The sequence below is a fragment of the Brevundimonas staleyi genome, from assembly GCF_041893865.1.
Lineage (GTDB): Bacteria > Pseudomonadota > Alphaproteobacteria > Caulobacterales > Caulobacteraceae > Brevundimonas > Brevundimonas staleyi.
The window spans coordinates 2,631,216-2,657,651 of the sequence record NZ_CP169082.1 but is presented as its reverse complement, the minus strand read 5'-3'; the positions used below and the strand labels follow the sequence as shown (position 1 = coordinate 2,657,651).

The window sequence follows — 26,436 nt, the reverse complement described above, 5'->3', positions numbered from 1 at the left end:
TCGAGAGAGTCCTCCATGATCCGCTTCGCCCGTTCCGCCGCCCTGGCCTCCGTCGCCGTCCTGGCCCTGTCCGCCTGCGGCACCACGAGCGAGCCGCCGGCGCAGGCCGAGGCCGAAGCCCCGGCGGCGCCCTCCGCCGACTACGCCCAACTGATGGACGACCTGCGCATCCTGTCGGCGGACGACATGGAGGGCCGCGACACCGGGGCTCCCGGCGGCGAGCGGGCGCGCAACTACATCGTGTCGCGTCTGGAGGCCATCGGCGTCGGCGCCCCGCCCATGGGCCGTCTGCAGCCGTTCCAGGCGCAGGGCCGCACGCGCGAGGGGCCGAAGACCTTCAACGGCACGAACATCCTGGGCCTGATCGAGGGCACGCGGGTTCCGGACCGCTACATCGTCGTCACGGCCCACTACGACCACGTCGGCATCAACGGCGGCCAGGTCTTCAACGGCGCGGACGACAATGCGTCCGGCGTTGCGACCATGCTGGAAATCGCGGCGCGGCTGATGGCGGCCAAGCCCGAGCACAGCGTCATCTTCGTCGGCTTCGACGGGGAGGAGCGGGGTCTTCTGGGCGCCAAGCATTTCGTCCAGGCGCCGCCGGTGCCTCTGGCGTCCATCGCCATGAACCTGAACTTCGACATGATCTCGCGGGCCGAGACCGACGGGAAGCTTTGGGTCACGGGCACCTATCAGCACCCGACCTTCCGCCCGATCCTGGCGACCATCCCGGCGAACGGGGCGGTGGCCCTGGCCTTCGGCAAGGACACGCCTCAGGACACCGGCGCGGACAACTGGGTCGAGGCCTCGGACCAGGGCGCCTTCTTCGCCGCCAATGTGCCCTTCCTCTATCTGGGCGTGAACTACCACCCCGACTATCACCGGGCGACGGACGACTTCGAGCGGATCACGCCGTCAGTGTTCCAGAGCGCGGTGGAGCTGTCCTACCAGTCGTTCCGCGCGCTGGATCAGGCTCTGGACCGCTAGGAAAATCAGGCCTTGCCTTGACCGCAATCCGGGCGCTTCCCTGTCGATGACACGGGGAGTGCGATGACGGTTTCGACGAGCAATTTCGACCTGCAACGGGTCCAGAAGATTCGCAAATGGGCGCTGGGTCTGGCGCTTCTGGCGGCGGTGGCCCTGGCCTTCGTCACAACGACCTGGTGGGGCGAGGGGCATTTCCACGAGGCGATGGAATCGTTCGGTCTCGGCGCCGTGGTCATCAGCATTGTCGGGCGGGCCTGGTGTTCCCTCTACATCGGCGGACGCAAGAAGGCCGAGATCGTCTCCACCGGCCCCTATTCGATCAGCCGCAATCCCCTGTATCTGTTCAGCTATGTCGGAGCCTTCGGCGTGGGCGCCCAGACCGGCAGCCTGACCCTGGCCCTGCTGTTCGTGGCCATCGCCCTGCTGGTCTTCCACTTCACCATCAAACGGGAAGAAGCCTGGCTGTCGAACCAGTTCGGCGCCGCCTATGACGATTACCGCGCCCGCACCCCGCGTCTGGGTCCGGACTTCTCCAAATGGCGCGACGAGCCGGAGCTCAATGTCCGACCGCAGTTCTTCCTGACCACCCTGCGCGACGGCCTCGTCTTCTTTTTGGCCGTGCCGATCTTCGAGGGCGTGGACTGGGCCCAGGCGGCCGGCTGGTTGCCGGTTCTGGTGAAACTGCCTTGAGGACGGCGTTGAAGACCGTCGGCTTGCTTGCGGCGGTCGGTCTGTCGCTGGCGGCCTGCGAGTTCGTCAACGCGCCGTCGCGTCCCGCCGAGCCGGGCGGGGACGCCGCGAGGCCTGCTGCAAGCGCCTTCGCCCACAGCCATTCCGACGACATCTCCGGCTACTACCGGGCGTCCGGCGTCAGCGCGGGCGATCTGACCCTAGCCCAGGTCTTCGTGGGTCAGACGCAGGAGTTCGAGGCCTGGGAGGCGGGACGACGCAGCACGACCTTCGCCCCCGTCATGGTGGAGCTGACGCGCGGTGGAGAGACCCTCCGTGTCCTGCCGACGCGCTATTCGGTCTCGGACGGCCGGGTGTCGATGCAGGGGACGGCGCCGGGCGTCGGCGAGGTCTCGGTGGACCTGAGGCTGGACAAGGGCGCGCTTGCGACGGCGCGGCGCAATCTCGGCGGCTCGGATGAGGCGACGATGACGGGGTCGGTCCGGATCGGCGGGCGCAGCTTCTCGGGCGTGAAGCTGAACTGGTACGGCGGCGACTGAGCCGGAAAGAAAAAGGGCGGCCCGCGAAGGCCGCCCTGTTCCGATCTTAGTTGACCGTCGCCTTGACGATCTTGCCCGGGGCGCGGGGCGGTTCGCCCTTCGGCAGGGCGTCGACGTTTTCCATGCCTTCGATGACCTGGCCCCAGACCGTGTACTGGCGGTCCAGGAAGGTGGCGTCGTCGAAGCAGATGAAGAACTGCGAGTTGGCGCTGTCGGGGTTCGACGTGCGGGCCATCGAACAGACGCCGCGCACGTGCGGCTCGGCCGAGAATTCCTGCTTCAGGTTCGGCTTGGACGAGCCCGAGGTGCCGGTGCCGGTCGGGTCGCCGCCCTGGGCCATGAAGCCCGGGATCACGCGGTGGAAGACCACGCCGTCATAGAAGCCTTCCTTGGCCAGTTCAGTGATGCGCTCGACGTGCTTGGGCGCCAGGTCGGGGCGCAGCTTGATGACCACGTCACCGGTGTCGAGGGTCAGGGTCAGGGTTTCATCGGCCATTTGGCGCTCCATGTTCGGATGATTGGCGGGGGTCATAGCCGCTGAGGGCCGTCGGCGCTATGTGAGGGTGATGAGTAACGACGACAAGCCCGAACCCGCACGCCGTAAAATGGTCAAGCCGCCCACCGGCGGCACGGCGGCCGGTCGCGGCATGGGCGCCCAGATCAAGACGGCCGACAAGAAGTCGATGTCCTCCATCCAGTGGATCAAGCGCCAGCTGGCCGATCCCTGGTCCGAGAAGGCGCGCGCCGAGGGCTGGCGCAGCCGGGCGGCGTTCAAGTTCGCCGAGATCGACGACAAGTTCCGGCTGGTGAAGAAGGGCTCCAAGGTCATCGACCTGGGCGCGGCGCCGGGCGGCTGGGTCCAGGTCTGTGTGAATCGCGGCGCGGCGGCGGTGGTGGGCGTCGACCTTCTTCCTATCGAGCCGATCCCGGGCTCGACCCTGGTGCAGGCGGATTTCACCGATCCGGGCGTGGATCAGCAACTGATCGACCTCTTGGGCGGGCCGCCCGATCTGGTCATCTCCGACATGGCCCACAACACGGTGGGGCACCGCCAGACGGACCACTTGAAGATCATCGCCCTGATCGAGATCGCGGCCGATTTCGCCATCCGGACCCTGCGGCCCGGCGGGCATTTCGTGACGAAGAATTTCCAGGGCGGGGATGCCGGAACCGTGCTGGCGGACCTCCGCGCCAACTTCCAGGACGTGAAGTACGTCAAGCCCGAAGCCAGCCGGAAGGGCTCGTCGGAGGTCTATCTGGTCGCGTTGAACAAGCTGCGATGAGCGAGATCGACGTCCGCGCCGCCTTCGCCAAACAGGCGGCTATCTGCACCGCGTCGGGCGCGCCGTTCACCGGGCGGGTCTGCGGTCTGATCGGAGAGCGGCTGGATCGATCGTCGGCGATCGGGCGGCGAGTGCTGGACTGGCCGGGCAATCCCTCGCACGAGGGCGACGCCCTGCCGCTGAGGCTCGCGGGCGGACTGCATGGGCTGGCGAGGTCGGGCACGGATGCGGCCGTGAGCGCCGTTTATCCGCCCAATGTCGCGCCCGAAGACGACGATGCGTTGTGGGAGATCGTGGGCGGAGCGCTCGTTTCTAACGACACACAGTTGAATCCTTGGCTCGACGGCCCGCCCCAAACCAACGAGGTCGGACGCTCCGGCGGGCTGATGGCGGGGCTGCTGGTGCTGGCCGAGCGGTTCGGCCTGCCGTTCGCCCTGTATGAGCTCGGCGCCAGCGCGGGCCTGAATACGCGGCTTGACCGCTACGCCTATCGGCTCGGCGAGACGGAGGCGGGGGAGGCGGGCTCCGCCGTGCGCCGGGCGCCGGAATGGCGGGGCGTTAGTCCACCGGCGGCCGAGGTGCGGGTCGTGCGGCGCGCGGGCGTGGATCGGAACCCGCTGGATCCGACCGACGCGAAGACGCGCGAGACCCTGAGCGCCTATGTCTGGACCGATCAGCGCGAGCGGCTGGCGCGGCTGGAGGCGGCGCTGGAGATCGCGGCCGTGACCCCGGTGCGGATCGATACAGGCGATGCGGCGGACTGGCTGGAGGCGGAACTGGCGGTCGAGCCGGAGCCGGGTGTCTGTCGCGTGGTGATGCACACCATCGCCTTCCAGTATTTCCCGCCGGAGGTTCAGGCGCGCGTCCGGGCGCGGATCGAGGCGGCGGGGGCGAGGGCGACCGAGGACGCGCCGATGGCCTGGCTGACCTTCGAGGCCGAAGAATCGGACTTCGTGCGCACGCCGATGCTGCGCCTGCGGGCCTGGCCCGGCGGGGAGGATGTGGCCTTGGCGAAAGGCCACCCGCACGGCGCCTGGTACGAGTGGTTCAGCGGACCAAGGGCGTCAGGCTGAGTTCGATCCGGTCCAACTCTTCCTCGAGTTGGTAATAGGCCGCGTCGCTGATCCGGCCGGACAGGCGCAGGTCCAGAAGCACGTCGCGCTTGGCCGCCAGCACGCCGGTCGTCAGTCGGTCCTGATCGCTGAAGATGCGGCCGTCCTCGGGCGAGGCGGCGTTCAGGGCCTCCAGACGCGCCGTGTAGTCGCCGCGCAGTCGTTCGGCGACCGGCCCGGTTTTCTTGCCGACGTGGTTCAGGGCGGTCTCGGCGATGGTCTTTCGCGCGAACAGGATTTCTTCGCCGAGCTGGCCGTCGTCGCGGACCTTCAGAAGACGGATCAGCGGGCCGAGCGTCAGACCCTGGATGCCCAGCGTCCCCAGCACGACGGCGAAGGTGGCCAGGAGGATCAGGTCGCGGTGGGGGAAGTCGGCGGGCAGGGCGTAGGCGGTGGCCAGGCTGACCACGCCGCGCATGCCGGACCAGCCGACGATCAGGCCCGTCCTGAACGTCGGGGGCGACTGGCCGCCGGGCGGATTGGCGCCGAGCGTCGTGTTCTTGATCTTGGCCGCGACATTGTAGGTCATGACCCAGCCGAGGCGGGCGGCGACCGCGACGCCCAGGATGATCAGGGCGAAGACGGCGTATTCGCTGCGCTGGCCCGGCTCCAGCCCGCGCCAGATCGGGCCGATCTGCAGGCCTACGATGGCGAAGGCCGTGGCGTTCAGGGTGAAGACGACCGTGTCCCACACCGCATAGGAGGGCACGCGGATGGCCGCCGGGGTGCGCCGCGCGCTGAGCCGGGCGACGACGAGGCCGTAGACGACCACGGTGATGATGGCCGAGAGCTGCAACCGCTCGGCCAGAATCCAGACGCCGAAGGTGGCGGTGAACTGGACCAGGATGGCCATGGGCGCCTCCTCGATCCGGCCGTTGACGCGGCTGGCGATCCATCCGGCGGCGAAGCCGAGCGCCACGCTGCCGACCGCCATCCAGATCAGCATTCCGACCAGGGCTCAGCCCATAGCCAGCCCGGCGGTCGCCGCCAGGACGGCGAGGCGATAGGTCAGAAGGGCGGTGGCGTCGTTGAACAGGCTCTCGCCCTCCAGCACGACCCGGACCCTGTGCGGCACGGGGACGGCGCGGAGCACCGCCGTGGCGGCCGCCGCATCCGGCGGGGCGACGATGGCGCCCAGCGCGATAGCGACCGGCCAGGCCATCGACGGCTCCATGGCGCGGGCGCTCAGGGCGACTGCGATGACGGTCACCCCGACAGCGACGACGGTCAGGAAGGTGATGGGGACGATGTTGCGCTTCAGGTCCCTGGGCGAACTGTCGAAGGCCGAGTCCAGCAGGACCGGAGCCACGAACAGGGCCAACACCAGCTGCGGATCCAGCGTGATCTCCGGCGCATGGGGCAGGAAGGCGACAGCCGCACCGCCCAGCGCGAGGAAGGGCGGGAAGGGGGAGTTCAGTCGCCGCGCCAGGAGCGACAACAGAACCGCGCCGGCGAGGATCAGAAGCAGGGCTTCGAAGGCGTGCATGGGGCGAGCCTACAGCGCCCGCGCTCTGCGACAAGCCGCCGCAGTCTGTCAGGCGGGCTGGGCGGCCCGGCGGGCTTCGCGAGAGGCCCAGAGGCGGTCGTGCAGGGTGAAGAAGACCATCTGCACCAGGGGCTCGACGATGCCGACGGTCAGGGCGGTCTTCAGGTCGCCGGTGATGGCGAAGGCCACCGCCACGGCGACGCAGAAATGCATGACGCCATAGGTCAGGGTCTTGATGGCGATCTTCCTGAACGAGGGCAGGCCGTGCGTGTGGCCGTGATGCGCGCGGGCGCGGGCCTGTTCCTCGGCGTCCATGACGTCCAGACGGGCGCCGACGGCCTCGGCCGTCTCCTCGATGCCCGAACCGCGACGACGACGCTCGATCCGGTGCCAGACGCGGTCGTGGATCGAATAGGCGATGGTCTGGAAGAAGGGCTCGACCATGCCGATGGCCAGCGCCATGCGCCAGTCGCGGGTGATGACCCAGGCCACCAGCATGGCGACGATCAGGTGCATCACGCCATAGCTGGCGATCTTGAGCGCGAGGCTCCGCACGGATCGGGCGAGTTCGGCGACCATCTGCGAGAGAGAATGTTAGCTCAGGCTGAAAGTTTCAAGTGGAGCTGAAAACTTACGTGACCGGCGGTGCGCCTCGCACCGGTTGACTTCGCACCCGCGAAAGAGGATAGGCGGCCCGCAAAACGGAGACTCCCATGGAGATTCGCGAAGGCCTTACCTTCGACGATGTTTTGCTCGAACCCGGCCCGTCCGAGATCATGCCCGCAGACGCGGACGTCTCGACCCGCCTGACGCGCGAAATCAAACTGAACATCCCGCTGCTGTCGTCCGCCATGGACACGGTGACGGAAAGCCGCCTGGCGATCGCCATGGCGCAGGCCGGTGGTCTGGGCGTCCTTCACCGCAACATGACGGTGCAGGAACAGGCCGATCAGGTCCGCGAGGTGAAGCGGTTCGAAAGCGGCATGGTCATCAACCCGGTGACGATCCGCCCGGAGACGACCCTGGGCGAGGTTCGCCAGATCGTGGCCAATCGCAAGATCTCCGGCTTCCCGGTGGTGGACGCGGGCGGAAAGCTGGTCGGCATTCTGACCAACCGCGACATGCGGTTCGACACCGATCCGAACCACACGGCCGCCCAGCTGATGACGTCGGGCGATCTGGTCACGGTGCGGGAGGGCGCGTCCAAGGAAGAGGCGCGCGAGCTTCTGCGCACCCGCAAGATCGAACGCGTCATCGTGGTGGACGAGGACTATCGCGCCACCGGCCTGATCACGATGAAGGACATCGAGAAGGCCCAGGCCTTCCCGAACGCGGCCAAGGACGAGCAGGGCCGCCTGCTGGTCGGCGCGGCCTCGACGGTCGGCGACGCCGGCTACGAGCGGGCCATGGCCCTGGCCGACGCCGGTTGCGACGTGGTCGTCATCGACACCGCCCACGGCCACTCGGCCCAGGTCGCCCGTGTGGTCGAGCGCATCAAGCGCGAGAACAACCGGCTGCAGATCGTCGCCGGCAACATCGCCACCTATGACGCCGCGCGGGCCCTGATCGACGCGGGCGCCGATGCGGTGAAGGTCGGCATCGGCCCGGGCTCCATCTGCACTACCCGCATTGTCGCGGGTGTGGGCGTGCCGCAGCTGACTGCCGTCATGGAGGCCGCCCGCGCGGCGCGTGACAGCGGCGCTCCGGTCATCGCCGACGGCGGGATCAAATATTCGGGCGACCTGGCCAAGGCCATCGCGGCCGGCGCCTCGGTCGCCATGATGGGCTCGATGTTCGCGGGCACCGACGAAAGCCCCGGCGAGGTCTTCCTGTACCAGGGCCGCAGCTACAAGTCGTACCGCGGCATGGGCTCGGTCGGGGCGATGGGTGCGGGCAGCGCCGACCGCTACTTCCAGAAGGAGGTCGAGACCCAGAAACTGGTGCCCGAGGGTATCGAGGGTCAGACCCCCTACAAGGGCCCGATCTCGCCGGTCATCCACCAGATGGTCGGCGGCCTGCGCGCCGCCATGGGATACGTCGGCGCCGGCACGATCACCGAGCTGCAGGAGCGCGCCCGCTTCGTGCGGATCACCGGCGCGGGCCTGCGTGAAAGCCATGTCCACGACGTGATGATCACGCGCGAGGCGCCGAACTATCGGCAGGGCTAGGGTCGGGGCAGGGGGATGTTCAACATGACGCCGGAACTGACCTATGTCGCTCTGACGATCCTGCTGGCGGTGGTGCAGATCTTCCTGCCCGCCGTCGGCCGGACGCGTCAGTACGGGGCGAAGTGGAACGCCGGGCCGCGCGACACGGTCATGCCGCCCACCGGCCCGGTCACCGGCCGTCTGGAACGCGCCCAGGCCAATCTCTACGAGACCCTGCCGCTGTTCATTGGCGCCGTCCTGGTCGCCCATGTGGCGGGCGAGGACGGATTTCTGACCTACTGGGGCGCTACCCTCTACTTCTGGGCGCGCGTCGCCTTCGTGCCGCTGTACGCGTTCGGCGTCACGGGTCTGCGCAGCCTGGCCTTCCTCGTCTCCCTCGCCGGTCTCATGATGATCGTCGCGGCCCTGTTTATCTGAAAGCCTAAGTGACCCCAGCCGCCCGCCTCGCCGCCGCCGCCTCCGTCCTCGACAGCATCGCTCAGGGGCGACAACCGGCCGAGGTCGTCCTCAAGGCCTGGGGCGCGGCCAACCGCTACGCCGGGTCCAAGGACCGCCGCGCCATCGCCGATCAGGTCTACAAGGTCCTGCGCGCGCGCGGTCGTCTGGTCTGGGCCATGGATGGTCGCGAGGACGGCCGGGCCCTGGTGATCGGTTCGCTCAGCCTGATCGACGGCCTGTCTCTGGAAGAGATCGAGGCCCTGCACACCGGCGACGGCTATGGCCCCAAGCCCCTGTCCAAACAGGAGCGCGCCCGCATCAGCCTGACGGGCGACGAGGTCCCAGGCTGGGTCGTCGCGGGCCTGCCGGAGTTCGTGGTCGAGGACTTCAAGGCCACCTACGAAGACCGCTGGGCCGAGGAGGCCGCCGGACTGATGCTGCCCCGCGCGCCCATCGACCTGCGCGTCAACATCGCCAAGGCCACGGTGGAGGAGGTCGAGGCCGAACTGCGCGAGGCCGGTCTGGAGCCGGAGCGGACGCCGTGGTCGGCCACGGGCCTGCGCCTGGGCGCCGAGCCGCCGCCGAACGTCCAGGCGCTGGAGGCCTTCAAGGAAGGCCGGATCGAAATCCAGGACGAGGGCAGCCAGATCGTCTGCGCCCTGGCGGGGGTCGAACCGGGCATGACGGTTATCGACTACTGCGCCGGCGGCGGGGGCAAGACGCTCGGTCTCGGCATGCGGCTGGAAGGGGAGGGACGTCTGGTCGCCTGTGACATCGTTCAGAAGCGGCTCGACAACATCCGGCCCCGACTGATCCGGGCGGGCGTGGAGGCGGAGCTGCAGCAGCTCGGTCCCAACGGCGGCGGGGTCGAGGATCTGGTCGATCAGGCGGACGTTGTCTTCGTCGACGCGCCCTGTTCCGGCTCCGGCACCTGGCGTCGCAAGCCCGAGGACGCCTGGCGTCTGAAGGTTGAGGACGTGGACCGTCTGCACACGCTGCAGACCCAGATCCTGGCCCGCGCCGCCAAGCTGGTGAAGCCCGGCGGACGGCTGATCTATGTGACCTGCTCCATGCTGCGTCAGGAGAACGAGGCCAGCGTCGACGCCTTCGAGGAAGATCACGACGGCTTCATGGCGGTCGGCGTCGCCGACGCCCTGGACGGCGCCCTGGTCACCGACGCGGGTCGCGCGAAGCTGACGGAACTGGCCGATCATCACCGTCTGCGCCTGTCGCCCGCGACGGCCGGAACCGACGGCTTCTACGCCGCCGTCTATGAGCGCGTGGCGTGAACCGCACCTTCGAACTGACCCAGTTCGGCCCGCTGGCGGCCCTGTGCGTCATGGCGGCCGAGCTGGAGTACGGCCCGGCCCTGAAGGCCCGCATCAAGCCCCTCATCACCGGCGTCGGCCCCATCGAGGCGGCGGTCGGCACGACGGAAGCGCTCGCCATGCTGGAGCGGGACGGCGCCCTGCCGGACCTGATCCTTTCGCTCGGCTCGGCGGGGTCGCAGACTCTCGATCACGGCCGTATCTACTGGGTGGACGAGGTCAGCTATCGCGACATGGACGCCTCGGCCATCGGCTTCCCGAAAGGCGTCACCCCCTTCCTCGACATCGACCCGGTCCTGACGCTCGCCAGCGGTCCGGCGGGCCAGCCCTATGCGCGCCTCGCGACCGGAGCCAGCGTCGTCTCGGGTGAGGCCTATGACGGCATCGACGCCGACATGGTGGACATGGAGACCTATGCCGTCGTCCGCGCCGCCGCCAGGTTCGGCGTGCCGGTCATGGGCCTGCGCGGCATCAGTGACGGCAAGGCCGACCTGACCGTGCTGGAAGACTGGACCAACACCCTGTCGGTGATCGACGAGGGTCTGGCCGAGGCGCTGGACCTCCTGAAGGCCGAGTTCGAGCGGCTGACGGCCGAAGTCGCGGAGGGCGCATGATCGCCCTGTTGGCTGTCGCCACCCTGACCATTCAAACCGATCCCGAAATTCAGGCGCGGCTGTCGCGCTTCCACGTCCAGTGCATGGCCAACGCCACAAACCCGGAACGCCGCCTCGCCTGTCTGATGGACGAGACCTGGCGTCAGGACGATCAGTTGAACGCCGTCTACGGACGGATGCGCGCCCGGGTGACGCCCGCGAACTGGACGCCGGTGCGGGATTCCCAGCGCGCCTGGATCCGGATGCGCGACGACTATTGCGCCACGGCGCGCCGCACGGCCGGCGGGGGCATCCGCGCCTCCCTGGCCTTTGCAGACTGCTATCTGACCGAGACCGTCGAGCGGCGGATCTGGCTCGAAAATCAGGAGAACCGCCCATGACCGCCACCGATCACCAGAAGGTCCTGATCGTCGATTTCGGCAGCCAGGTGACCCAGCTGATCGCGCGCCGCCTGCGCGAGGCCAGCGTCTATTGCGAGATCCATCCCTACGCCAAGGCCGAGGCCGCCATGGCGGCGATGAACCCGGCGGCCATCATCCTGTCGGGCGGTCCCGAGAGCGTCCACGAGGAAGGCAGCCCCCGCGCCCCGCAATCGGTGTTCGAGGCGGGCGTGCCGGTCCTGGGCATCTGCTACGGCGAGATGACCATGTGCGAGCAACTGGGCGGCAAGGTCGAGGGCGGCCACACCCGCGAGTTCGGCCGCGCCGAGATCACCGTCGAAAAGACCTCGCCCCTGCTGGAGGGCCTGGCCCCGGTCGGCGCGGAAGAGACCGTCTGGATGAGCCACGGCGACAAGATCGTCGCCATCCCGCAGGGCTTCGACGTCGTCGCCTCGTCCTCGGGGTCGCCCTATGCGGTGATCGCCGACGAGACCCGCCGCTTCTACGGCGTCCAGTTCCACCCGGAGGTGATGCACACCCCGCGCGGCCACCAGATGCTGAAGAACTTCACCCACGGCATCGCCGGGCTGAAGGGCGACTGGACCATGGCCGCCTATCGCGACGAGAAGATCGCCCAGATCCGCGAGCAGGTCGGCTCGGCCAAGGTCATCTGCGGGCTGTCGGGCGGCGTGGATTCATCGGTCGCCGCTGTCCTGATCCACGAGGCGATCGGCGACCAGCTGACCTGCGTCTTCGTCGACACCGGCCTGCTGCGGAAGGATGAGGCCAAACAGGTCACGACCCTGTTCCGCGAGCACTACAACATTCCCCTGATCCACGTGGATGCGTCGAAGGAATTCCTCGGCGAACTGGCCGGTCAGTCGGACCCCGAGACCAAGCGCAAGACCATCGGTCGCGTCTTCATCGAGGTCTTCGACCGCGAGGCCAACATGATCGAGGGCGCCGAGTTCCTGGCCCAGGGCACCCTCTATCCGGACGTGATCGAGAGCGTGTCCTCGTCCAGCGGCAAGGCCCACGTCATCAAGAGCCATCACAACGTCGGCGGCCTGCCCGACTACATGAAGCTCAAGCTGGTCGAACCCCTGCGCGAACTGTTCAAGGACGAGGTCCGGGCGCTCGGCCGCGAACTCGGCCTGACCGACGCCTTCGTCGGCCGCCATCCCTTCCCGGGACCGGGCCTGGCCATTCGCATCCCCGGCGAGATCACGCCGGAAGCGGTCGAGACCCTGCAACAGGCCGACGCCATCTATCTGGAAGAGATCCGCAACGCCGGCCTCTACGACGACATCTGGCAGGCCTTCGCCGTCCTGCTGCCAGTCAAGACCGTCGGCGTCATGGGCGACGCCCGCACCTACGAGAAGGTCCTGGCCCTGCGCGCCGTGTCGTCCACCGACGGCATGACGGCGGACTTCTACCAATTCCCCTGGGACATGCTGGGCCGCACAGCCACGCGGATCATCAACGAGGTCCGGGGCGTCAACCGCGTCGTCTACGACGTGACTTCCAAGCCGCCCGGGACGATCGAGTGGGAATGATTCAGAGCTTTCGGTGCCTTTCGACGCCACTTCCGAATCTACCACTAAAACACTGACTTACAAGAAAAATATGTTCGCTGCCTCTCGGTATCTATCGAGGGGCAGCGAACCCGTGTGTCGGTATGCCAGACGGTCTTTCTCCCGTTGCCTCTCGACCCCCCGATTCATACCCTCATAGGGCTGAGGGCGTCCTGACGGTCTTTTTTCTGAAACAAGCCTATGAGTTTCTTGAAGAAATCGCTGCCGAAGACCCCGAAAACGCCTGACGGTCTTTTGGAGTAAAATTCGCATGCTAACCGACGCAGAATTGCGAAATACGCGAGGGAAATCAAAAGCGTACAAAAAGACCGACAGGGACGGTTTGTACGTGCTCGTAACACCGACAGGCGGCATCGCTTTCCGGTACGACTATCGCTTCAACGGGCGGCGCGAGACGGTGACCTTCGGTTCCTACGGTCCGGCGGGACTCTCCCTGGGGGAGGCGCGGGAAAAGCTGCGTGAAGCGAAGCGCCTGATCGCCGAGGGCGTTTCACCGGCGCTGGACAAGCAACGCGTGAAACGCAGGCTGAGAGAGGCCCAGCGGTTTGAACAGGTGGCGATCCGGTGGATGGACCACGCTCCGATGGCCGACAGCACGCGCCAGATGCGACGGTCGATCTTCAACCGAGAGGTTTTGCCCGAATGGCGAAACCGGCTCCTGAACGAGATCACGCCGAACGACCTGAGAGCGCACTGCATGACCATTGTGGATCGCGGCGCCCCGGCGACGGCCATCCATGTTCGCGACATCGTCAAACAAATCTACGCCTACGCCATCCTGCACGGCGAGAAGATCGACAATCCCGCCGACGGGGTCGGGCCGGCGTCCATCGCGACCTTCCGGCCGCGGGACCGGTCGCTGTCGCCGAGCGAGATCCGGATCGCGCTGAACCTGCTGGGGGAGGTGGCCACCCTGCCGACCATCCGTCTCGGGCTGAAGTTCATCCTGCTGAGCATGGTGCGGAAGAGCGAATTGCAGGACGGGACCTGGGACGAGGTCGATTTCGAGAACGCAGTTTGGTCGATCCCGAAAGAGCGGATGAAGCGGTCGCGGCCGCATAACGTCTACCTGTCGACCCAGATGCTCGACATCCTGATCGCGCTGAAGACCTGCGCCGGGAACTCTCGCTACATCCTGCCGTCGCGCTATGACGCCGACGCGCCGATGTCGCGGGCGACTTTCAACCGGGTGACCAGCGCCATCGCCGAGCTGGCGCGCGAGCGCGATCTGCCCCTGGAGCCCTTCACGGTTCACGACCTGCGCCGGACGGCCTCCACGCTCCTGCACGAGATGAGTTTCAACTCGGACTGGATCGAGAAATGCCTCGCCCACGAAGAGCGATCTTCCCGCGGCGTGTACAACAAGGCCGAATTCGAGGCCCAGCGGCGCCACATGGCCCAGCAGTGGTCAGACGCCGTGGACGCCTGGGAGGCGGGGCGCGGATTCACGCCGGATCTGACTATCCCGGAAACGGCCGGCCCTCGTTTCGATCCGCGGCTCTGACCGGGCGGGTGATCCGCTTGCGGACATCGGGCGGCGGCGCCCGGCGGATCGGCTTGGCCCGCCGAAGCGCCAGCCAGGCTTCCACCTCGGCCAGGTCCCAGACCACGCAGCGCGGGGTCAGCAGGAAGCGCCGGGGAAACTGGCCGCGCTGCTCCATCTCCCAGATGGTGCTGTCCGCCAATGGCACCATCTGACGGAGCTGCGGCTTCTTGATCGTGCGCCTCAGCGGCGGGTCGGCCTGGGCCATCGAAGATCTCCATGTTGTCATGGGAATCGAACTCGAAAGGCTGCGGCAGGCCAAGCCGCCAAACTCTCCACCGTAAGCTTACGGCCGGCTGCAGAGCGGGGATTGCACATTTCTATAGTTCGACTAGTTCGGAAATATGGAAACCGCAGCCTCGATTCTTGCTCTCGCCGCCCTGGCGCAGTCGACGCGGCTGGAGGCGTTCCGACTTCTCGTGCGGCACGAACCGGCCGGTCTGCCGGCCGGTGACATCTCCAACCATCTGGCGATCCCGGCCAATACCCTGTCGTCGCATCTGGGGGTGCTGTCCCGAGCGGGACTTATCAAATCGGAGCGTCGCAGCCGGTCGATCATCTACCGGGCCGATCTGGACCGGCTGCGCGACCTGGTCCTGTTCCTGCTCAAGGACTGCTGCGGCGGCCGGGCGGAGCTATGCGAGCCTCTGCTGGCCGAACTGACCCCCTGCTGCGCCTGAGGATCCCGTGGACGTCATCATCTATCACAACCCGGCCTGCGGGACGTCGCGCAACGCTCTGGAGCTCATTCGCCACGTCGGCATCGAGCCGCACGTCATCGAGTATCTGAGGTCGCCGCCATCGCGCGTCATGATCGCCTGGCTGGCCGAACGAACCGGCAAGCCGCTGCGCGACCTGTTGCGCGACAAGGGCACGCCCTTCGCCGACCTGGGCCTCGGGGACCCGGGCCTGACAGACGATCAGTTGCTCGATGCGATCGAGGCCCATCCGATCCTGCTCAATCGCCCGATCGTCGTCAGTCCTCTCGGCGTCGGCCTGTGCCGACCGTCCGAGGCCGTTCTGGACCTCCTGCCCGCCGATGATCTCAAGCGGTTCACCAAGGAGGACGGCGAGGTCGTCATCGAGGCGGCTGGCCTTCGGGTGGCGCGATGATCGATACGCCGGTCACCGACGCGGCCCCGCCGCGCCGCCTGTCCTTTCTCGACCGCTGGCTGACGGGATGGATCTTCGCCGCCATGGCTTTGGGCGTCGCACTGGGGACTCTGGTTCCCGGCCTGCCCGCCTGGGTCGACGGCCTCTCGGTCGGGACCACCAACATTCCGATCGCCATCGGCCTGATCCTGATGATGTATCCTCCGCTGGCCAGGGTCCGGTACGAGGAACTGCCGCGCGTCTTCGCCGACAAGCGGGTGCTGGCCCTGTCCCTGTTCCAGAACTGGGTGCTGGGCCCTGTGCTGATGTTCGCCCTTGCGGTCATCTTCCTGCGCGACCAGCCGGAATACATGACCGGCGTGATCCTGATCGGGCTGGCGCGCTGCATCGCCATGGTGCTGGTCTGGAACCAACTGGCGCGGGGCGACGACCAGTATGTCGCCGGTCTCGTCGCGTTCAACTCGATCTTCCAGATCCTGTTCTTCAGCCTCTACGCCTGGGTCTTCCTCACCGTCCTGCCGCCCCTGTTCGGCCTGCAGGGCAGCGTGGTGGACGTCAGCGTCTGGACCATCGCCGGCGCCGTTCTCGTCTACCTCGGTCTTCCCTTCCTGGCCGGCTTCCTGACCCGGCGCAGCCTGATCGCCCGCCGCGGGGCCGACTGGTACGAGCGGCGCTTCCTGCCGCGCATCGGACCGATCACCCTGATCGCCCTGCTGTTCACCATCGTGGTCATGTTCAGCCTGAAGGGCGGCGAGGTGGTGGCCCTGCCGCTGGACGCCCTGCGCATCGCCATTCCCCTGACCATCTACTTCCTCGTCATGTTCGTGGTCAGCTTCCTCATGGGCAAGCTGATCGATGCCGACTACCCGCGCACGACCGCCCTGGCCTTCACCGCCGCCTCGAACAATTTCGAGCTGGCCATCGCGGTGGCCATCGCGGCCTTCGGGCTGACCTCGCCGGTCGCCTTCGCTGCGGTCATCGGTCCGCTGGTCGAGGTGCCGGTGCTGATCCTTCTGGTCTCGGTCGCGCTGTGGATGGGCCGACGCTGGTTTCCGGACACGGCCCCGCCGGCGGACGCCGCCTGATGGTCGTGCTGCATCTCCTGGACGCGGATGACGCCGGCCTGATCGCGGCCCTGCAGGGCGAGGGCCTGCCGGAGCCCGGGGCCGGCCGCTACTTCCGAGCCGACGACGACAGCGCCCTGGCCGGCTACGTCGGCCTGGAAGGAGAGGGGCGGGACCTGCTGCTGCGCTCCCTGGTCGTACTCGCTGGCCTGAATTCGCGGGGGCTCGGGAGCCGGATCCTGAGCGCCGCCGAGGCCGCGGCGAGCGAGCTGGGCTGAGAACGGCTCCACCTGCTCACCACGACGGCCGAGCCCTTCTTCGCCCGGCGCGGCTTCGCCGCCGCAGATCGGGCGGCCGCGCCCGCCGCGATCCGGCGAACCCGCGAGTTCGCAGACATCTGCCCGGCCTCGGCCGCCTATCTGACCAAGGATCTCGGATGATCTTCGCCCGCCTGCGGCCGCTGCCGGATCCCGATCATCTGCCGGCCCTGGACGCGGCCTATCTGTCGAGCAACCCGGCCGCCGGCCTGGGTCCGCACGACCACCCGCCACGCATCCTTCTCCTGTACGGGTCGCTGCGCGAGCGCTCCTATTCGCGGCTCTGCGTCGAGGAAGCGGCCCGCTTGCTGCAGCGCATGGGATGCGAGACCCGCATCTTCGACCCCTCCGACCTGCCTCTGCCGGGCTCGCCCGGCGACGACGACCATCCGGCGGTGCGCGAGCTGCGCGAGCACGCCCTGTGGTCGGAGGGCATGGTCTGGTGCAGTCCGGAACGGCACGGCCAGGTCTCCGGACTGATGAAGCTGCAGATCGATCACCTGCCATTGAGTTTGGGCGGCATGCGCCCGACCCAGGGCCGCACGCTCGCGGTGATGCAGGTGTCGGGCGGTTCCCAGAGCTTCAACGCCGTCAACACCCTGCGCCTTCTGGGCCGCTGGATGCGGATGATCACCATTCCCAACCAGTCGAGCGTGGCCAAGGCCTTTCAGGAGTTCGACGAGGCCGGCCGGATGAAGCCTTCGGCCTACTATGAGCGCATCGTCGATGTGATGGAGGAGCTGGTGCGCTTCACTGTCCTCACTCGACCGCACGCCACCCAGCTCGTGGACCGCTACTCCGAGCGCAAGGCGGCCGGCAGTCCGGTCGAGGCCGCAGCGGATCTCTCCGCCATCGCCATCGCGCGTCAGGCGTGAGGCCGCGTCGGCGGCGCCTTGCGGCGTCGCGCGCCTGGCAAAGGTGGTAATTCGCCACTTCTGGCGAATTAGGCGGGTTGTTGGCGGTAACTCGCCAGATGTGGCGAATTGCGATCCTCCCTGTTGAGGCTCGGGTCTTGAGCGACCGACCTGGCGAAGTGCCGTGCCGGCGTCGTGCGGTCCCGCCTATCCTCGATCGACCAGCGAATAGCTTGTGCTGCGCCCGCCGCCTTCATCCTTCACGAGGATGCCCCGCCCCACCAGATCGTTGATGTCGCGCAGGGCCGTGTCGGGCGAGGACCTCGTCAGCGCCGCCCATTTGGTCGAGGTGAGCTTGCCTTCGAAGCCGTCGAGCAGCCGGTTGATGACCGTGCTCTGGCGCTCGCTCAACGTCTGACCTGCTAGCGCCTCCCAGAAGCGCGCCTTGCGCATGACATGCGTCAGGGTGGTTTCCGCGCCATCGAACGCGCGATCGAGGCAGCCGAGGAACCAGTCCAGCCAGAGGGACACGTCCAGCGCGCCTTTCTGGGTCGCCTCCAGGGTGGCGTAGTAGTCCTTGCGCTCCAGCCTGATCTGGGCGGACATGCTGTAGAAGCGTTGAGCGCTTTTCTCGGAGCGGGCGAGCGCCATGTCGGCGATCGCCCGCGCGATCCGGCCGTTCCCGTCGTCGAACGGGTGGATGGTCACGAACCACAGGTGGGCGATCGCGGCCTTGAGGACCGGATCCGTCCGCGGCTCGTCATTGAACCAGTCGAGGAACGCCCGCATCTCGTCCTGCAGACGGTCGGCAAGGGGCGCTTCATAGTGCACGCGCTCTCGTCCGAAGGGGCCCGAGACGACCTGCATCGGGCCGGAGCTCTCGTTGCGCCAGGCGCCGACGACGATCCTCGTCATGCCGCTGCGCCCGGTCGGAAACAGGGCGGCGTGCCAGGCGAACAGCCGTTCCTCGGTGAGCGGAGACGCAAAGTTCTGGGTCGCGTCGAGCATCATTTCGACGACGCCTTCGACGTTGCGATCCGCGGCGGCGAGGGCCCCGATATCCATGCCGAGGCGGCGGGCGATGGAGGATCGCACCTGATCCTTGTCGAGCAGCTCGCCTTCGATTTCGCTGGATTTCAGGACATCTTCGGTAAGGGTCTCGAGGACGGCTTCAGCGCGGAGGTCGAAGCCGAGCGTGTGCATCCGGCCAAGCAGAAGGCCCTGGCGATGACGGACGGCTGCGAGGCGATCGGCAAGCGCGTCAGCGCGCCAGTCCAGACGCGGCCAGCCTTCGATCTCATGGATGTATTGCGCCATTCCCCGCACTCCTTGCGGAGAATATGGGCGCTATTCGCCGCAAGAGCAAGGTTATTCTCCGCGCGAAGTGCGGAGAATAGGGTGCCTAATCTCCGCACCAAGGGTGGTCTCCGCACGCTATCGGCTGCGGCCCCGCACCTTGGGTATCCGCGGACTGCGCGGCTATCGGCGCCCAAGCAGCTCCGAAACCCTGCCAACGGGTCGCAGTTGAGGGCCTCAGACGCCCGCTCAAGAGGCTGGGCGCGCGCCTTTCGGCGCCGCATGCCGGGAGAAGCCGACCACGAGGATAGCGATCGTCAGAAGCTGAACGGCGACGCCTTCGACCGTCGGATAAAGACCGAGGATCTCGATGCGGGGGATCCACGCCAGCGGATGGACATCGAGCCAGCCCGCCTCCTGCAGCGCCGCCACCCCCTTGCCGACGAGGACGACCGACAGGATGGCCATCAGGATCGAGCTCAGGGAGAAGAACCGGCCGATCGGGAGGCGCTTGCTGTAGGCCAGCAAGGCCCAGGCCACCACGGCCAGGATCGCCACCGCCGTAAGGGCGCCGGCCAGCATGCCGAGATGGCCGCCCTGGCTCCAGATCGCCGCATAGAACAGGATGGTCTCGAACACCTCGCGGTAGACCACCACGAAGGCCAGCAGGAACAGGAACCAGGCCGACCGTTTCGACAGGGCGTGAGAGAGCTTGTCGCGGATATAGGTCTGCCAGGCGTCGGCGTGCGACTTGCCGTGCATCCAGATGCCGACCGAGACGAGCACGACGGCCGCCAGAAGCGAGCCGAACCCTTCGGTCAGCTCCCGGCTGGCGCCGCTGATGGAGATGAAGAAGGTCGCGGCCGCCCAGGTGGCGCCGCCGGCGACCAGCGCGGCCACCCAGCCGCCGTGGACGTAGCGCAGCACCTCGGGACGTTCGGCCTTCCTGAGGAAGGCGATCATCGCCACCACGATGAGGATGGCTTCCAGACCTTCGCGCAGCAGGATGGTGAAGGCGCCGAGGAAGCTGGCGAGATTGTCCGCCTCCTGGGGCGCGAGTGCGCGTTCGGCCGTGTCCAGCAGGGCGTTCGCGCGGGCGACCCGGTCCGCGACCTCCTGGGCCGGCGCGCCCCTGCTGATCGAGACGCGCAGGTCGGTCATGGCCGTCTCGACCCGCCGCAGCAAGGCGCCGTCGCGGGCGCCCAGCGCCGGCTCCATCGGTTCGACGCCGTCGAGATAGGCCGACAGGGCCAGGTCGGTCGCGGCCCTGCGATCGCCCCGGCGATAGGCGGCCTCGCTTTCGGCCAGTCGCGTCCGGGCCAGGGACAGGGTCGATCCCTCGGCGCGGACCGTCGCCTCCGGGTGGCGGCGCAGGTAGGCCGTGACCGCCCGTGCCTTCGTCTCGCCGATCCTTGTCGCCAGCTCGGCCGGCGTCGCCTGGGTGAGGGCGGCCAGGTCCGGGAAGACGGCGCGGATCGCCGGGTCGCTCTCCCAGAGGCGTCGACCTTCGGCGGCTTCGGCGTCGGTGAAGGCGAACCGGCCCACGTAGAAGGCCAGGGCCCAGCGGTCCTCGGCCGGCAGATGGGCGAAGCTGGCCATCGCCGTGCCCTCCAGCCCCTGATCGATGACCTGGTAGAGGCCGAACACGCTGCGCTGACGGGCGCGCTCCACATCCGCGAAGGCGATCGCGGGCGGATCAAGCCCCTCGGCGCCCGGGCCGTCGGCGCGTCCGGTCACGCCATGGCAGACCGAGCATTGCTCGGCATAGAGCGTCGCGCCGCGGGCCAGATCAGGCGGGAACGAAGGCGCCAGCGGGCTCGGATAGGCCGTCAGCACCGCGCCGGCGAGCGCCTTGGCCCGGTCGCCAACGACGCGCGGATCCGCCTTGTCCCTGATGGCCGCCTGCAGGGCCTCGGCGTCGCGGACCAGACCGGCCTTGGCCGGATTCGGCGGCAGGGCGTCCAGGCGGGTCCGGATCTGGCCGCCGAACTCGATCATCTCCCCGTATTCGGCCGGATTGGTCACCTGACCGTCGGCCACCGCGCCGGCGTAGTCGACCGCTACATAGTCGAGCAGCCGCCAGGCGACCTGGGCCTCGGAGGCGGACGGCGTCTGGGCCAGGGCGGGCGCGGCCAGCCCCAGGGCGAACAGCAGGGCAAGCAGACGGAGCAGAGGACGCATGGTCAATCCAGATGTGAACGGCTCGCATTAGCATTCAGGCGGCGACGCTGTCGCGCTTTATTCGCGACGCGGCCGGGCTCGTAGGCGGCTACGGGTCCTCTACGCCCGCCGGGACGCCTCGGCGCCGCGCGGCCAGCCCGGGCAGCCACGCGACGGGCGGTCGTTACAGGTGGATCGTGCGGTCGGCCACAGCCAGGCATGCCTCGCGCAAGGCTTCCGGAAGCGTCGGATGCGCATGGCTCGTCCGCGCCACGTCTTCGGCCGCCGCGCCGAATTGCATGACGGCGACCGCTTCATGGATCAGGCTGCCCGCGTCCGGCCCCAGGATGTGCACGCCGAGAATCCTGTCCGTGCCGGCGTCCGCCAACACCTTGACCAGCCCGTTCTTCTCCAACCGCGCCTTGGCCATGGCGTTTGCCGAGAACGGAAAGCGCCCGACGCGATAGGCCACGCCGGCCGCCTTGAGGTCGTCCTCGGTGCGCCCGACTGAGGCCAGTTCCGGCCAGGTGTAGACGACGGCCGGGATCGTTCCGTAGTCGACATGGCCCGCGGCGCCGGCAAGGCGCTCGGCAAGGGCGATCCCTTCTTCCTCCGCCTTGTGGGCCAGCATGGCGCCGCCGATGACATCGCCGATGGCGTAGACCCCTTCGGCGCTGGTTCGAAAGCCGTCGTCGACCGGAATATAGCCCCTTGGGTCCGGCTTGATGCCGACCGTCTCCAGATCGAGTCCGTCGGTGGCGGGACGTCGGCCAATGGACACGAGCACGACATCGGCCTTGATGGTTCCTCGCGCGCCGTCTCCCATGGGCTCGACCTCAAGGACGACGTCGTCCGCCTCCATTCGCGATCCGACCACCTTGTGCGCCAGGCAGAATTGGAAGCCCTGGGCCTCGAGCACCTTGTGCAGCGCCGTCGACATCTCTGAATCAACGCCGGACGCGATCCGGTCGAGCACCTCGACGACGGTGACCTCGCTGCCGAGACGGCGCCAGACGGAGCCCAGCTCCAGTCCGACATAGCCGCCGCCGATCACCGCCAGATGGCGCGGCGCCGCCGTCAGGCTGAGGGCGCCCGCCGAGGTGACGATCCGCTGCTCGTCGATGGGCAGGTCCGGCAACGTCGCCGCTTTCGATCCGCTGGCGAGCACGATCGCCTTGCGGACCTGCACCTCGAAGCTGCCGTCCGGGGCGCTCACTTCCACACGGTCGCGCGACAGCAGCCGGCCGCGGCCCTGCAGGCGGGTGACCTTGTTCTTGCGCAGGAGGTAGGCGACCCCTTCACCAAGCTCCGTCACGACCCTGGCCTTGTGCCGCATGACGCCTGCAAGGTCGGCCCGCACATTGTCGACCAGGACGCCGAAAGCCTCGAGATTGCGGGCCATCTCCAGCCGCTCTGTGGCCTGCAGCAGCGCCTTTGACGGAATGCACCCGATGTTCAGGCAGGTTCCACCGAGGAGTTCCCGGTCGTCGATAACCGCCACCGACATGCCGAGCTGGCTCGCCCGGATGGCGCAGGGGTACCCGCCCGGCCCGCCGCCGATTATCACCAGGTCATAGGATGTCATCGAAGCCATCGCGTCAGCCTTCGCTGTAAGTGAAAGAGGGACGAAGGCGCCGGCCACCCGCATGAGCAAACATCAGGCGCCGCCCTCACGCGGGGAAGTCCGACGCGTCATCATTCGGAACCCGCTCCTGGGGAGGGCCGGAAGGCGGCGGAAGTCGATCTCCAGATCCTGAGCCGGCAGCCGGTAGTTCAGGCCGGCGAGCAAGCCGAGGGCCCGCTCCATCAATTCGACGACGATGCTTTCGCCGGGACAACGGTGACCGGTCAGGGCGTTCCCGCCGCCTTGGGGAATCAGGCCGAACGCGTCCCCGGAGCCGTCGATGAAACGCTCTGGCCGGAATTCGTCGGGATCGGTCCAGACGGCAGGATCGTGATTGGAGCCATAGAGATCGAGGATCACCTGCCGACCCACCGGGAAGTCAAGGTTGCGCCAGCGAAACGGCGCGCGCACACGCCCGATCACCGCCGGGAAAAACGGATAAAGGCGTCGCACCTCCTGAACGAAGGCGCGGCGGCGGCCGGCGTCCGCGGTGGCCAGACGGGCCGCCGCGGGGTGCGCCTGCATCGCGTGCGCCACAAACACGATATAGACCGAGGTCGCCACGGTCGGCCTCAGCACATTGGCCAGTTCGACCGCCGCCGTCCGGGCCGCCAACGGTTCGCCATCATCCGCGCTCGCCCAGGCCCAGGCGTAGGCGGCGGTGTCTGGATCCGGCGCCAGTCGTCCGGCGCGAATGCCCTCGATGATCGAGGCCAGCCAGGCGTCGACGCGTCGCCGCGCGTACCTCGACCACAGGTGGCGAGGCCCCCGCGATCCTGCCGCGTCAAACAGCGCCCTGAGGTGACTGACCCGTTTCGCTTCGTCGTCGGGATTCAGCGGCACCCCCGCCCAGCGGCAGACGGCGCGGGTGAGCACCGGCTGCAGGGCGTCGTACAGCACGATCTCTTCCTGGCCAGCCCATTCAACGGCCGCGCGTCGCCATTCCGCCTCGAACAGGTCGCCCAGCCGCGCGATCCGTTCCGGCGACATAAGAGCCATGAACACGCGTTTGCGGGCGCGGTGCGCTTCGCCATCCAGGCCCTGGACGCCGCCTTCGCCGAGCAGTGTGCGTCGGACAGGCGCCGGCATGGCGCCCGCGCGCGAGATGCGGGTCTCGTCGTAGAAGACCTGGGCCGCTTCGCGCCCTCTCAGACAGGCCGTCTCCTTCAGCGCCAGACGGGTCTCGATTGCGTCCGCGCCGGCCTGCTCGAACAGGCGGGAGATGCGCCTGTACGGGTCCGTCAAAAGGGCGAACGTCTGATCGGCGTGTCGCTGTGTCGATCGATGCGCCATCGAAGTCCTCCATGGACGAAGGGAGCGCGACGAGGGCCGCGGGATTACTCAAAACGTCGCGGTGACCCAATGGCTCCTGCATCATCCCGGGCCCGTTCTGACCTTCAGCGCCGACCTGCACGGCGAGGCCGAGGAGCGGTGCAAACCCGGGTCGGGTTCGTCTTCAAACCGGCGCCGAGGGATCGTGCAGGGCTTCGATCACCTTGCAGGCGGACACGCGGCCGCCGGCACATTCCGCCGTCATCCGCGAAAGCTCGCGTTGCAGGGCCCGGAGTCGGGCGATCTTATGCGTCACCTCCGCCAGATGACGTTCGGCGAGGATGCTGGCTTCGGCGCAGGGCCGATCAGGGTGATCGGACAGATCCAGCAGGGAGCGGATCGAGTCCAGATCGAAGCCCAATTGCCGTGCATGCCGAATGAACGACAGGCGGCGTTCCGCCGCGTCGTCATACATCCGCCGGTCGCTGGCGGTGCGCGGGGCGGCGGGAAGCAGGCCGATCTCCTCGTAGAAGCGGATGGTCGGGACCTTGACGCCGGTGGCCGCGGCGAGCTTGCCGATAGGGCGCAGGCCGGACGAGGCCGGGGAGGGCAGGGTCATCGCATCATCTCGCAGCAGCGGGCTGAAGGGCGGCAGGCGCAGGACGGAAAAGGATCATCGGCCCAGCCCCATGAGGACGATGGCGGCGCCGAAGGCGGCGATCGTGGAAGCGCCGGTAAGGGCCATGCCGAAGGCCCTGGCCGCCGCGCCCCGGGCATAACCGTGGGCGAACAACACGCGGCCGATCAGATAGAGGGCGACCAGCACCGGCAGCACGACCATCTCCTCGCCGCGCAGCACGGTGGCGAGCACCAGGTGGGCGCCCACCGCCAGGACCGTCTGCTCCAGGGTGTTCTGAAGCACGGCGGCAGGCACGGCGAGCCTCGAGCTGGGCGCCGCATAGGCGGAACCCGGCCGGTCGGCGTCGGACCGGAACCGGATGCTCGCCACGGCCCTCAAACAACCGGCGAGCCACAGGAAAACGAGGAGGTCCGCCTTCAGGGCGTAGGCCAGCCGATCAGCTGTCGCCATGTCCGGCGCGGCGCCCAGGAGACGTGGCGAAAGCCATAGCCAAGCTGACGCCACCGCCGCAGCGGTGATGAGAATCGCCAACCCCGAACGGACGGCGATCGCCTTCTGTTCGGCGGAAAAGGTCATCGCGCCGCCCGTCCCAGGGTCGACGTCGCCGGGCGGCCGTCCGAGCCCCGGACGGTCAGGAGGAGCAGCGCCACGCCGCAAACAATGGCCGCATCGGCGAGGTTGAAGGTCGGCCAGTGCGCGTCGCCCCAATGAAGATCGATGAAATCCGTCACCGCGCCGGAGCGCAGACGATCGAGCAGGTTCCCGAGCGCTCCACCGGCGATGAGGCTCGCCGCGACCGCCGTGACGGCGCTTCGCGTACGCCAGATCCAGGTCAGCAGGACGCCGATGATCAGGAATGCCACGGCGCTCAGGGCCCATCGTCCCACCGCGCCCGAGTCTGCGAACAGGCCAAAGGTGACGCCGGGATTGAATCCCAAACGCAGCGCGAGGAACGGCGTGAGGTCCACCGGGCTCTCGAGTCGGGCGCGAGCCGCGGCCTTGGCGGCCTGATCCAGAGCGGCGATCAGCATGAAGAACGAGAAGGCGATCGCCCGCATGCGGCTGGGACCGCGTCGCGACGGGTGCATCGTGATCATGAGGCCTCCTGTGGATTTCGTCCGATTGTGCGTCCTCTAGCTACTAGAGGATCAAGTCGGTTCCGCCAAACCGCGTCTTTTTGGGCGAGGCATCCATTTTTGTTCTTGATCCTCGAGCGACTGGAGGATGCATTCTCGTGGTGAAAGGCGGACTTCGATGACTGACTCCCTCTCGTCCCCCGAACCGGCGGCCGCCGGCTGCGGCTGCGGCGCGGCCGTCAAGTTCGACGGCGCCACGCCGGCCTATCGCCGCATCCTGATGGCGGTGATCGCTATCAACGGCGCCGCCTTCCTGGCCATCGCCGGCGGCGCGGCCCTGCAGGGCTCGGCCTCGCTGGGTGCCAACGCCCTCGACTTCCTGGCCGACGCCGCCACCTACGGCATCAGCCTGGCCGTGATCGGGCGCTCGGTCGCCGTGAGATCCGGGGCCGCCATCATCAAGGGCGCCAGCCTCGCGGCGCTGGCGCTGTTCATCCTTGGCTACGCGATCTGGCGGGCGACCTCGGGGGCGCCCCCGGAAGGCGTCGTCATCACCGGCCTGGGCGCCCTGGGCTTTTTCGCCAACGCCCTGGCCGCGCTGCTGCTGGTCCGCCATCGCGAAGGCGACGCCAATGTCCGTTCGGTCTGGCTGTGCACGCGCAACGACCTGATCCAGAGCCTGGTGGTCGCGGCCACGGGCGTGGCCGTCTGGTTGACCGCCTCTCGCTGGCCCGACCTGATCGCCGGCGCGATCCTGGCGGTGGTCTTCCTGCAATCCGGCTGGTCGATCATTCGTCAGTCCCGCGAAGAACTGAAGGCCGCCGCGTGACCGCGAACTTCACCCCCGCGCTCGGCCA

28 protein-coding genes and 1 pseudogene are annotated in these 26,436 nt (G+C 68.0%); 18 read left to right on the top strand and 11 right to left on the bottom strand.

The genetic code is table 11. The annotated features are described in order from the left end of the window. Nucleotides 1–15 precede the first annotated feature (15 nt). The 3 genes from ACETK8_RS13590 (at nucleotide 16) to ACETK8_RS13580 (ending at nucleotide 2,216) form a co-directional block, all read left to right on the top strand. The gene (locus tag ACETK8_RS13590; protein ID WP_374036373.1) at nucleotides 16–987 is read left to right on the top strand and encodes a M28 family peptidase; all 972 of its coding nucleotides are present in this window, start codon (nucleotides 16–18) and stop codon (nucleotides 985–987) included. A 63-nt stretch (nucleotides 988–1,050) separates the two neighbouring features. Beyond that, nucleotides 1,051–1,677: a methyltransferase family protein gene (locus tag ACETK8_RS13585; protein ID WP_374036372.1), complete on the top strand. Its 627-nt coding sequence runs from the start codon at nucleotides 1,051–1,053 to the stop codon at nucleotides 1,675–1,677. A gap of 8 nt (nucleotides 1,678–1,685) precedes the next feature. Beyond that, nucleotides 1,686–2,216, top strand: a complete 531-nt coding sequence (locus tag ACETK8_RS13580) for a hypothetical protein (RefSeq protein ID WP_374036371.1) — start codon at nucleotides 1,686–1,688, stop codon at nucleotides 2,214–2,216. 46 nt (nucleotides 2,217–2,262) lie between these two features. Here ACETK8_RS13580 and ACETK8_RS13575 read toward each other — a convergent pair whose 3' ends face one another. Further along, a complete protein-coding gene (locus ACETK8_RS13575) occupies nucleotides 2,263–2,712 on the bottom strand; it encodes a peptidylprolyl isomerase (protein WP_374036370.1) in 450 nt (149 codons plus the stop codon). 70 nt (nucleotides 2,713–2,782) lie between these two features. On the opposite strand from ACETK8_RS13575, the gene ACETK8_RS13570 reads away from it, so the two are divergent. Together ACETK8_RS13570 and ACETK8_RS13565 are read left to right on the top strand one after the other, a co-directional pair. Continuing rightward, a complete protein-coding gene (locus ACETK8_RS13570; protein WP_374036369.1) occupies nucleotides 2,783–3,499 on the top strand; it encodes an RlmE family RNA methyltransferase in 717 nt (238 codons plus the stop codon). Beyond that, nucleotides 3,496–4,572, top strand: coding sequence for a DUF2332 domain-containing protein (locus ACETK8_RS13565; RefSeq protein WP_374036368.1), 1,077 nt, complete (start codon nucleotides 3,496–3,498; stop codon nucleotides 4,570–4,572). Before ACETK8_RS13570 ends, ACETK8_RS13565 begins: the two co-directional genes overlap by 4 nt. On the opposite strand, the pseudogene ACETK8_RS13560 reads toward ACETK8_RS13565, so the two are convergent. Then, nucleotides 4,547–6,097: pseudogene (locus ACETK8_RS13560) on the bottom strand (cation:proton antiporter). The gene ACETK8_RS13565 and the pseudogene ACETK8_RS13560 overlap by 26 nt on opposite strands. Before the next feature lie 48 nt (nucleotides 6,098–6,145). After that, entirely contained in the window at nucleotides 6,146–6,676 is a 531-nt protein-coding gene (locus ACETK8_RS13555) for a DUF2061 domain-containing protein (RefSeq protein ID WP_374036367.1), read from the bottom strand. A 134-nt stretch (nucleotides 6,677–6,810) separates the two neighbouring features. Between ACETK8_RS13555 and guaB the strand changes: the two genes are divergently transcribed. From guaB to ACETK8_RS13520, 7 genes are all read left to right on the top strand, one after another. After that, nucleotides 6,811–8,265 (top strand): IMP dehydrogenase, encoded by a 1,455-nt coding sequence (guaB, locus tag ACETK8_RS13550; protein WP_374036366.1) that lies wholly within the window; start codon nucleotides 6,811–6,813, stop codon nucleotides 8,263–8,265. A 24-nt stretch (nucleotides 8,266–8,289) separates the two neighbouring features. Continuing rightward, nucleotides 8,290–8,682: an MAPEG family protein gene (locus ACETK8_RS13545; protein WP_374036365.1), complete on the top strand. Its 393-nt coding sequence runs from the start codon at nucleotides 8,290–8,292 to the stop codon at nucleotides 8,680–8,682. Between the two features lie 8 nt (nucleotides 8,683–8,690). Then, on the top strand, nucleotides 8,691–9,992 hold the full coding sequence (locus ACETK8_RS13540; protein ID WP_374036364.1) for an RsmB/NOP family class I SAM-dependent RNA methyltransferase: 1,302 nt from the start codon (nucleotides 8,691–8,693) through the stop codon (nucleotides 9,990–9,992). Next, nucleotides 9,989–10,645, top strand: a complete 657-nt coding sequence (locus tag ACETK8_RS13535; RefSeq protein WP_374036363.1) for a 5'-methylthioadenosine/S-adenosylhomocysteine nucleosidase — start codon at nucleotides 9,989–9,991, stop codon at nucleotides 10,643–10,645. Before ACETK8_RS13540 ends, ACETK8_RS13535 begins: the two co-directional genes overlap by 4 nt. Beyond that, the gene (locus tag ACETK8_RS13530; protein ID WP_374036362.1) at nucleotides 10,642–11,025 is read left to right on the top strand and encodes a lysozyme inhibitor LprI family protein; all 384 of its coding nucleotides are present in this window, start codon (nucleotides 10,642–10,644) and stop codon (nucleotides 11,023–11,025) included. Before ACETK8_RS13535 ends, ACETK8_RS13530 begins: the two co-directional genes overlap by 4 nt. After that, the gene (gene guaA / locus ACETK8_RS13525; protein WP_374036361.1) at nucleotides 11,022–12,581 is read left to right on the top strand and encodes a glutamine-hydrolyzing GMP synthase; all 1,560 of its coding nucleotides are present in this window, start codon (nucleotides 11,022–11,024) and stop codon (nucleotides 12,579–12,581) included. The genes ACETK8_RS13530 and guaA overlap by 4 nt, the downstream gene beginning before the upstream one ends. Before the next feature lie 289 nt (nucleotides 12,582–12,870). Then, nucleotides 12,871–14,124 carry a tyrosine-type recombinase/integrase gene (locus ACETK8_RS13520; RefSeq protein WP_054765656.1) on the top strand — a complete coding sequence of 418 codons (1,254 nt, stop codon included), beginning with the start codon at nucleotides 12,871–12,873 and terminating at the stop codon, nucleotides 14,122–14,124. On the opposite strand, the gene ACETK8_RS13515 is transcribed toward ACETK8_RS13520, so the two are convergent. Further along, on the bottom strand, nucleotides 14,081–14,371 hold the full coding sequence (locus tag ACETK8_RS13515) for a helix-turn-helix transcriptional regulator (RefSeq protein WP_066624841.1): 291 nt from the start codon (nucleotides 14,369–14,371) through the stop codon (nucleotides 14,081–14,083). The two genes, ACETK8_RS13520 and ACETK8_RS13515, sit on opposite strands and share 44 nt — an antisense overlap. A gap of 136 nt (nucleotides 14,372–14,507) precedes the next feature. Between ACETK8_RS13515 and ACETK8_RS13510 the strand changes: the two genes are divergently transcribed. From ACETK8_RS13510 to arsH, 5 genes are all read left to right on the top strand, one after another. Further along, nucleotides 14,508–14,843, top strand: coding sequence for an ArsR/SmtB family transcription factor (locus ACETK8_RS13510; RefSeq protein ID WP_003169314.1), 336 nt, complete (start codon nucleotides 14,508–14,510; stop codon nucleotides 14,841–14,843). Between the two features lie 7 nt (nucleotides 14,844–14,850). After that, the gene (arsC, locus tag ACETK8_RS13505) at nucleotides 14,851–15,276 is read left to right on the top strand and encodes an arsenate reductase (glutaredoxin) (protein ID WP_003169312.1); all 426 of its coding nucleotides are present in this window, start codon (nucleotides 14,851–14,853) and stop codon (nucleotides 15,274–15,276) included. Further along, entirely contained in the window at nucleotides 15,273–16,361 is a 1,089-nt protein-coding gene (arsB, locus tag ACETK8_RS13500) for an ACR3 family arsenite efflux transporter (protein WP_054765657.1), read from the top strand. Before arsC ends, arsB begins: the two co-directional genes overlap by 4 nt. 5 nt (nucleotides 16,362–16,366) lie before the next feature. After that, on the top strand, nucleotides 16,367–16,618 hold the full coding sequence (locus tag ACETK8_RS13495) for a GNAT family N-acetyltransferase (protein WP_374036360.1): 252 nt from the start codon (nucleotides 16,367–16,369) through the stop codon (nucleotides 16,616–16,618). A 158-nt stretch (nucleotides 16,619–16,776) separates the two neighbouring features. Then, complete coding sequence (gene arsH, locus ACETK8_RS13490; RefSeq protein ID WP_003169308.1) at nucleotides 16,777–17,532, top strand: arsenical resistance protein ArsH; 756 nt, start codon at nucleotides 16,777–16,779, stop codon at nucleotides 17,530–17,532. Nucleotides 17,533–17,718: 186 nt separating this feature from the next. Here arsH and ACETK8_RS13485 read toward each other — a convergent pair whose 3' ends face one another. The 7 genes from ACETK8_RS13485 to lspA all read right to left on the bottom strand — a co-directional run bounded on the left by ACETK8_RS13485 (nucleotide 17,719) and on the right by lspA (nucleotide 25,600). Beyond that, the gene (locus ACETK8_RS13485; RefSeq protein ID WP_128115441.1) at nucleotides 17,719–18,828 is read right to left on the bottom strand and encodes a Fic family protein; all 1,110 of its coding nucleotides are present in this window, start codon (nucleotides 18,826–18,828) and stop codon (nucleotides 17,719–17,721) included. 228 nt (nucleotides 18,829–19,056) lie between these two features. Next, the gene (locus ACETK8_RS13480) at nucleotides 19,057–20,988 is read right to left on the bottom strand and encodes a cytochrome c/FTR1 family iron permease (protein WP_003169303.1); all 1,932 of its coding nucleotides are present in this window, start codon (nucleotides 20,986–20,988) and stop codon (nucleotides 19,057–19,059) included. Nucleotides 20,989–21,151: 163 nt separating this feature from the next. Continuing rightward, nucleotides 21,152–22,552, bottom strand: a complete 1,401-nt coding sequence (lpdA, locus tag ACETK8_RS13475) for a dihydrolipoyl dehydrogenase (protein WP_197273300.1) — start codon at nucleotides 22,550–22,552, stop codon at nucleotides 21,152–21,154. 72 nt (nucleotides 22,553–22,624) lie between these two features. Next, nucleotides 22,625–23,884: a cytochrome P450 gene (locus ACETK8_RS13470; protein WP_054765659.1), complete on the bottom strand. Its 1,260-nt coding sequence runs from the start codon at nucleotides 23,882–23,884 to the stop codon at nucleotides 22,625–22,627. Between the two features lie 163 nt (nucleotides 23,885–24,047). Next, entirely contained in the window at nucleotides 24,048–24,452 is a 405-nt protein-coding gene (locus tag ACETK8_RS13465) for a MerR family transcriptional regulator (protein ID WP_082382792.1), read from the bottom strand. Nucleotides 24,453–24,536: 84 nt separating this feature from the next. After that, entirely contained in the window at nucleotides 24,537–25,079 is a 543-nt protein-coding gene (locus ACETK8_RS13460) for an MAPEG family protein (protein WP_054765661.1), read from the bottom strand. Further along, nucleotides 25,076–25,600 carry a signal peptidase II gene (lspA, locus tag ACETK8_RS13455; RefSeq protein ID WP_082382684.1) on the bottom strand — a complete coding sequence of 175 codons (525 nt, stop codon included), beginning with the start codon at nucleotides 25,598–25,600 and terminating at the stop codon, nucleotides 25,076–25,078. Before lspA ends, ACETK8_RS13460 begins: the two co-directional genes overlap by 4 nt. Before the next feature lie 157 nt (nucleotides 25,601–25,757). On the opposite strand from lspA, the gene ACETK8_RS13450 reads away from it, so the two are divergent. Continuing rightward, the gene (locus ACETK8_RS13450; RefSeq protein WP_054765662.1) at nucleotides 25,758–26,408 is read left to right on the top strand and encodes a cation transporter; all 651 of its coding nucleotides are present in this window, start codon (nucleotides 25,758–25,760) and stop codon (nucleotides 26,406–26,408) included. The last annotated feature ends 28 nt before the right edge of the window (nucleotides 26,409–26,436 follow it).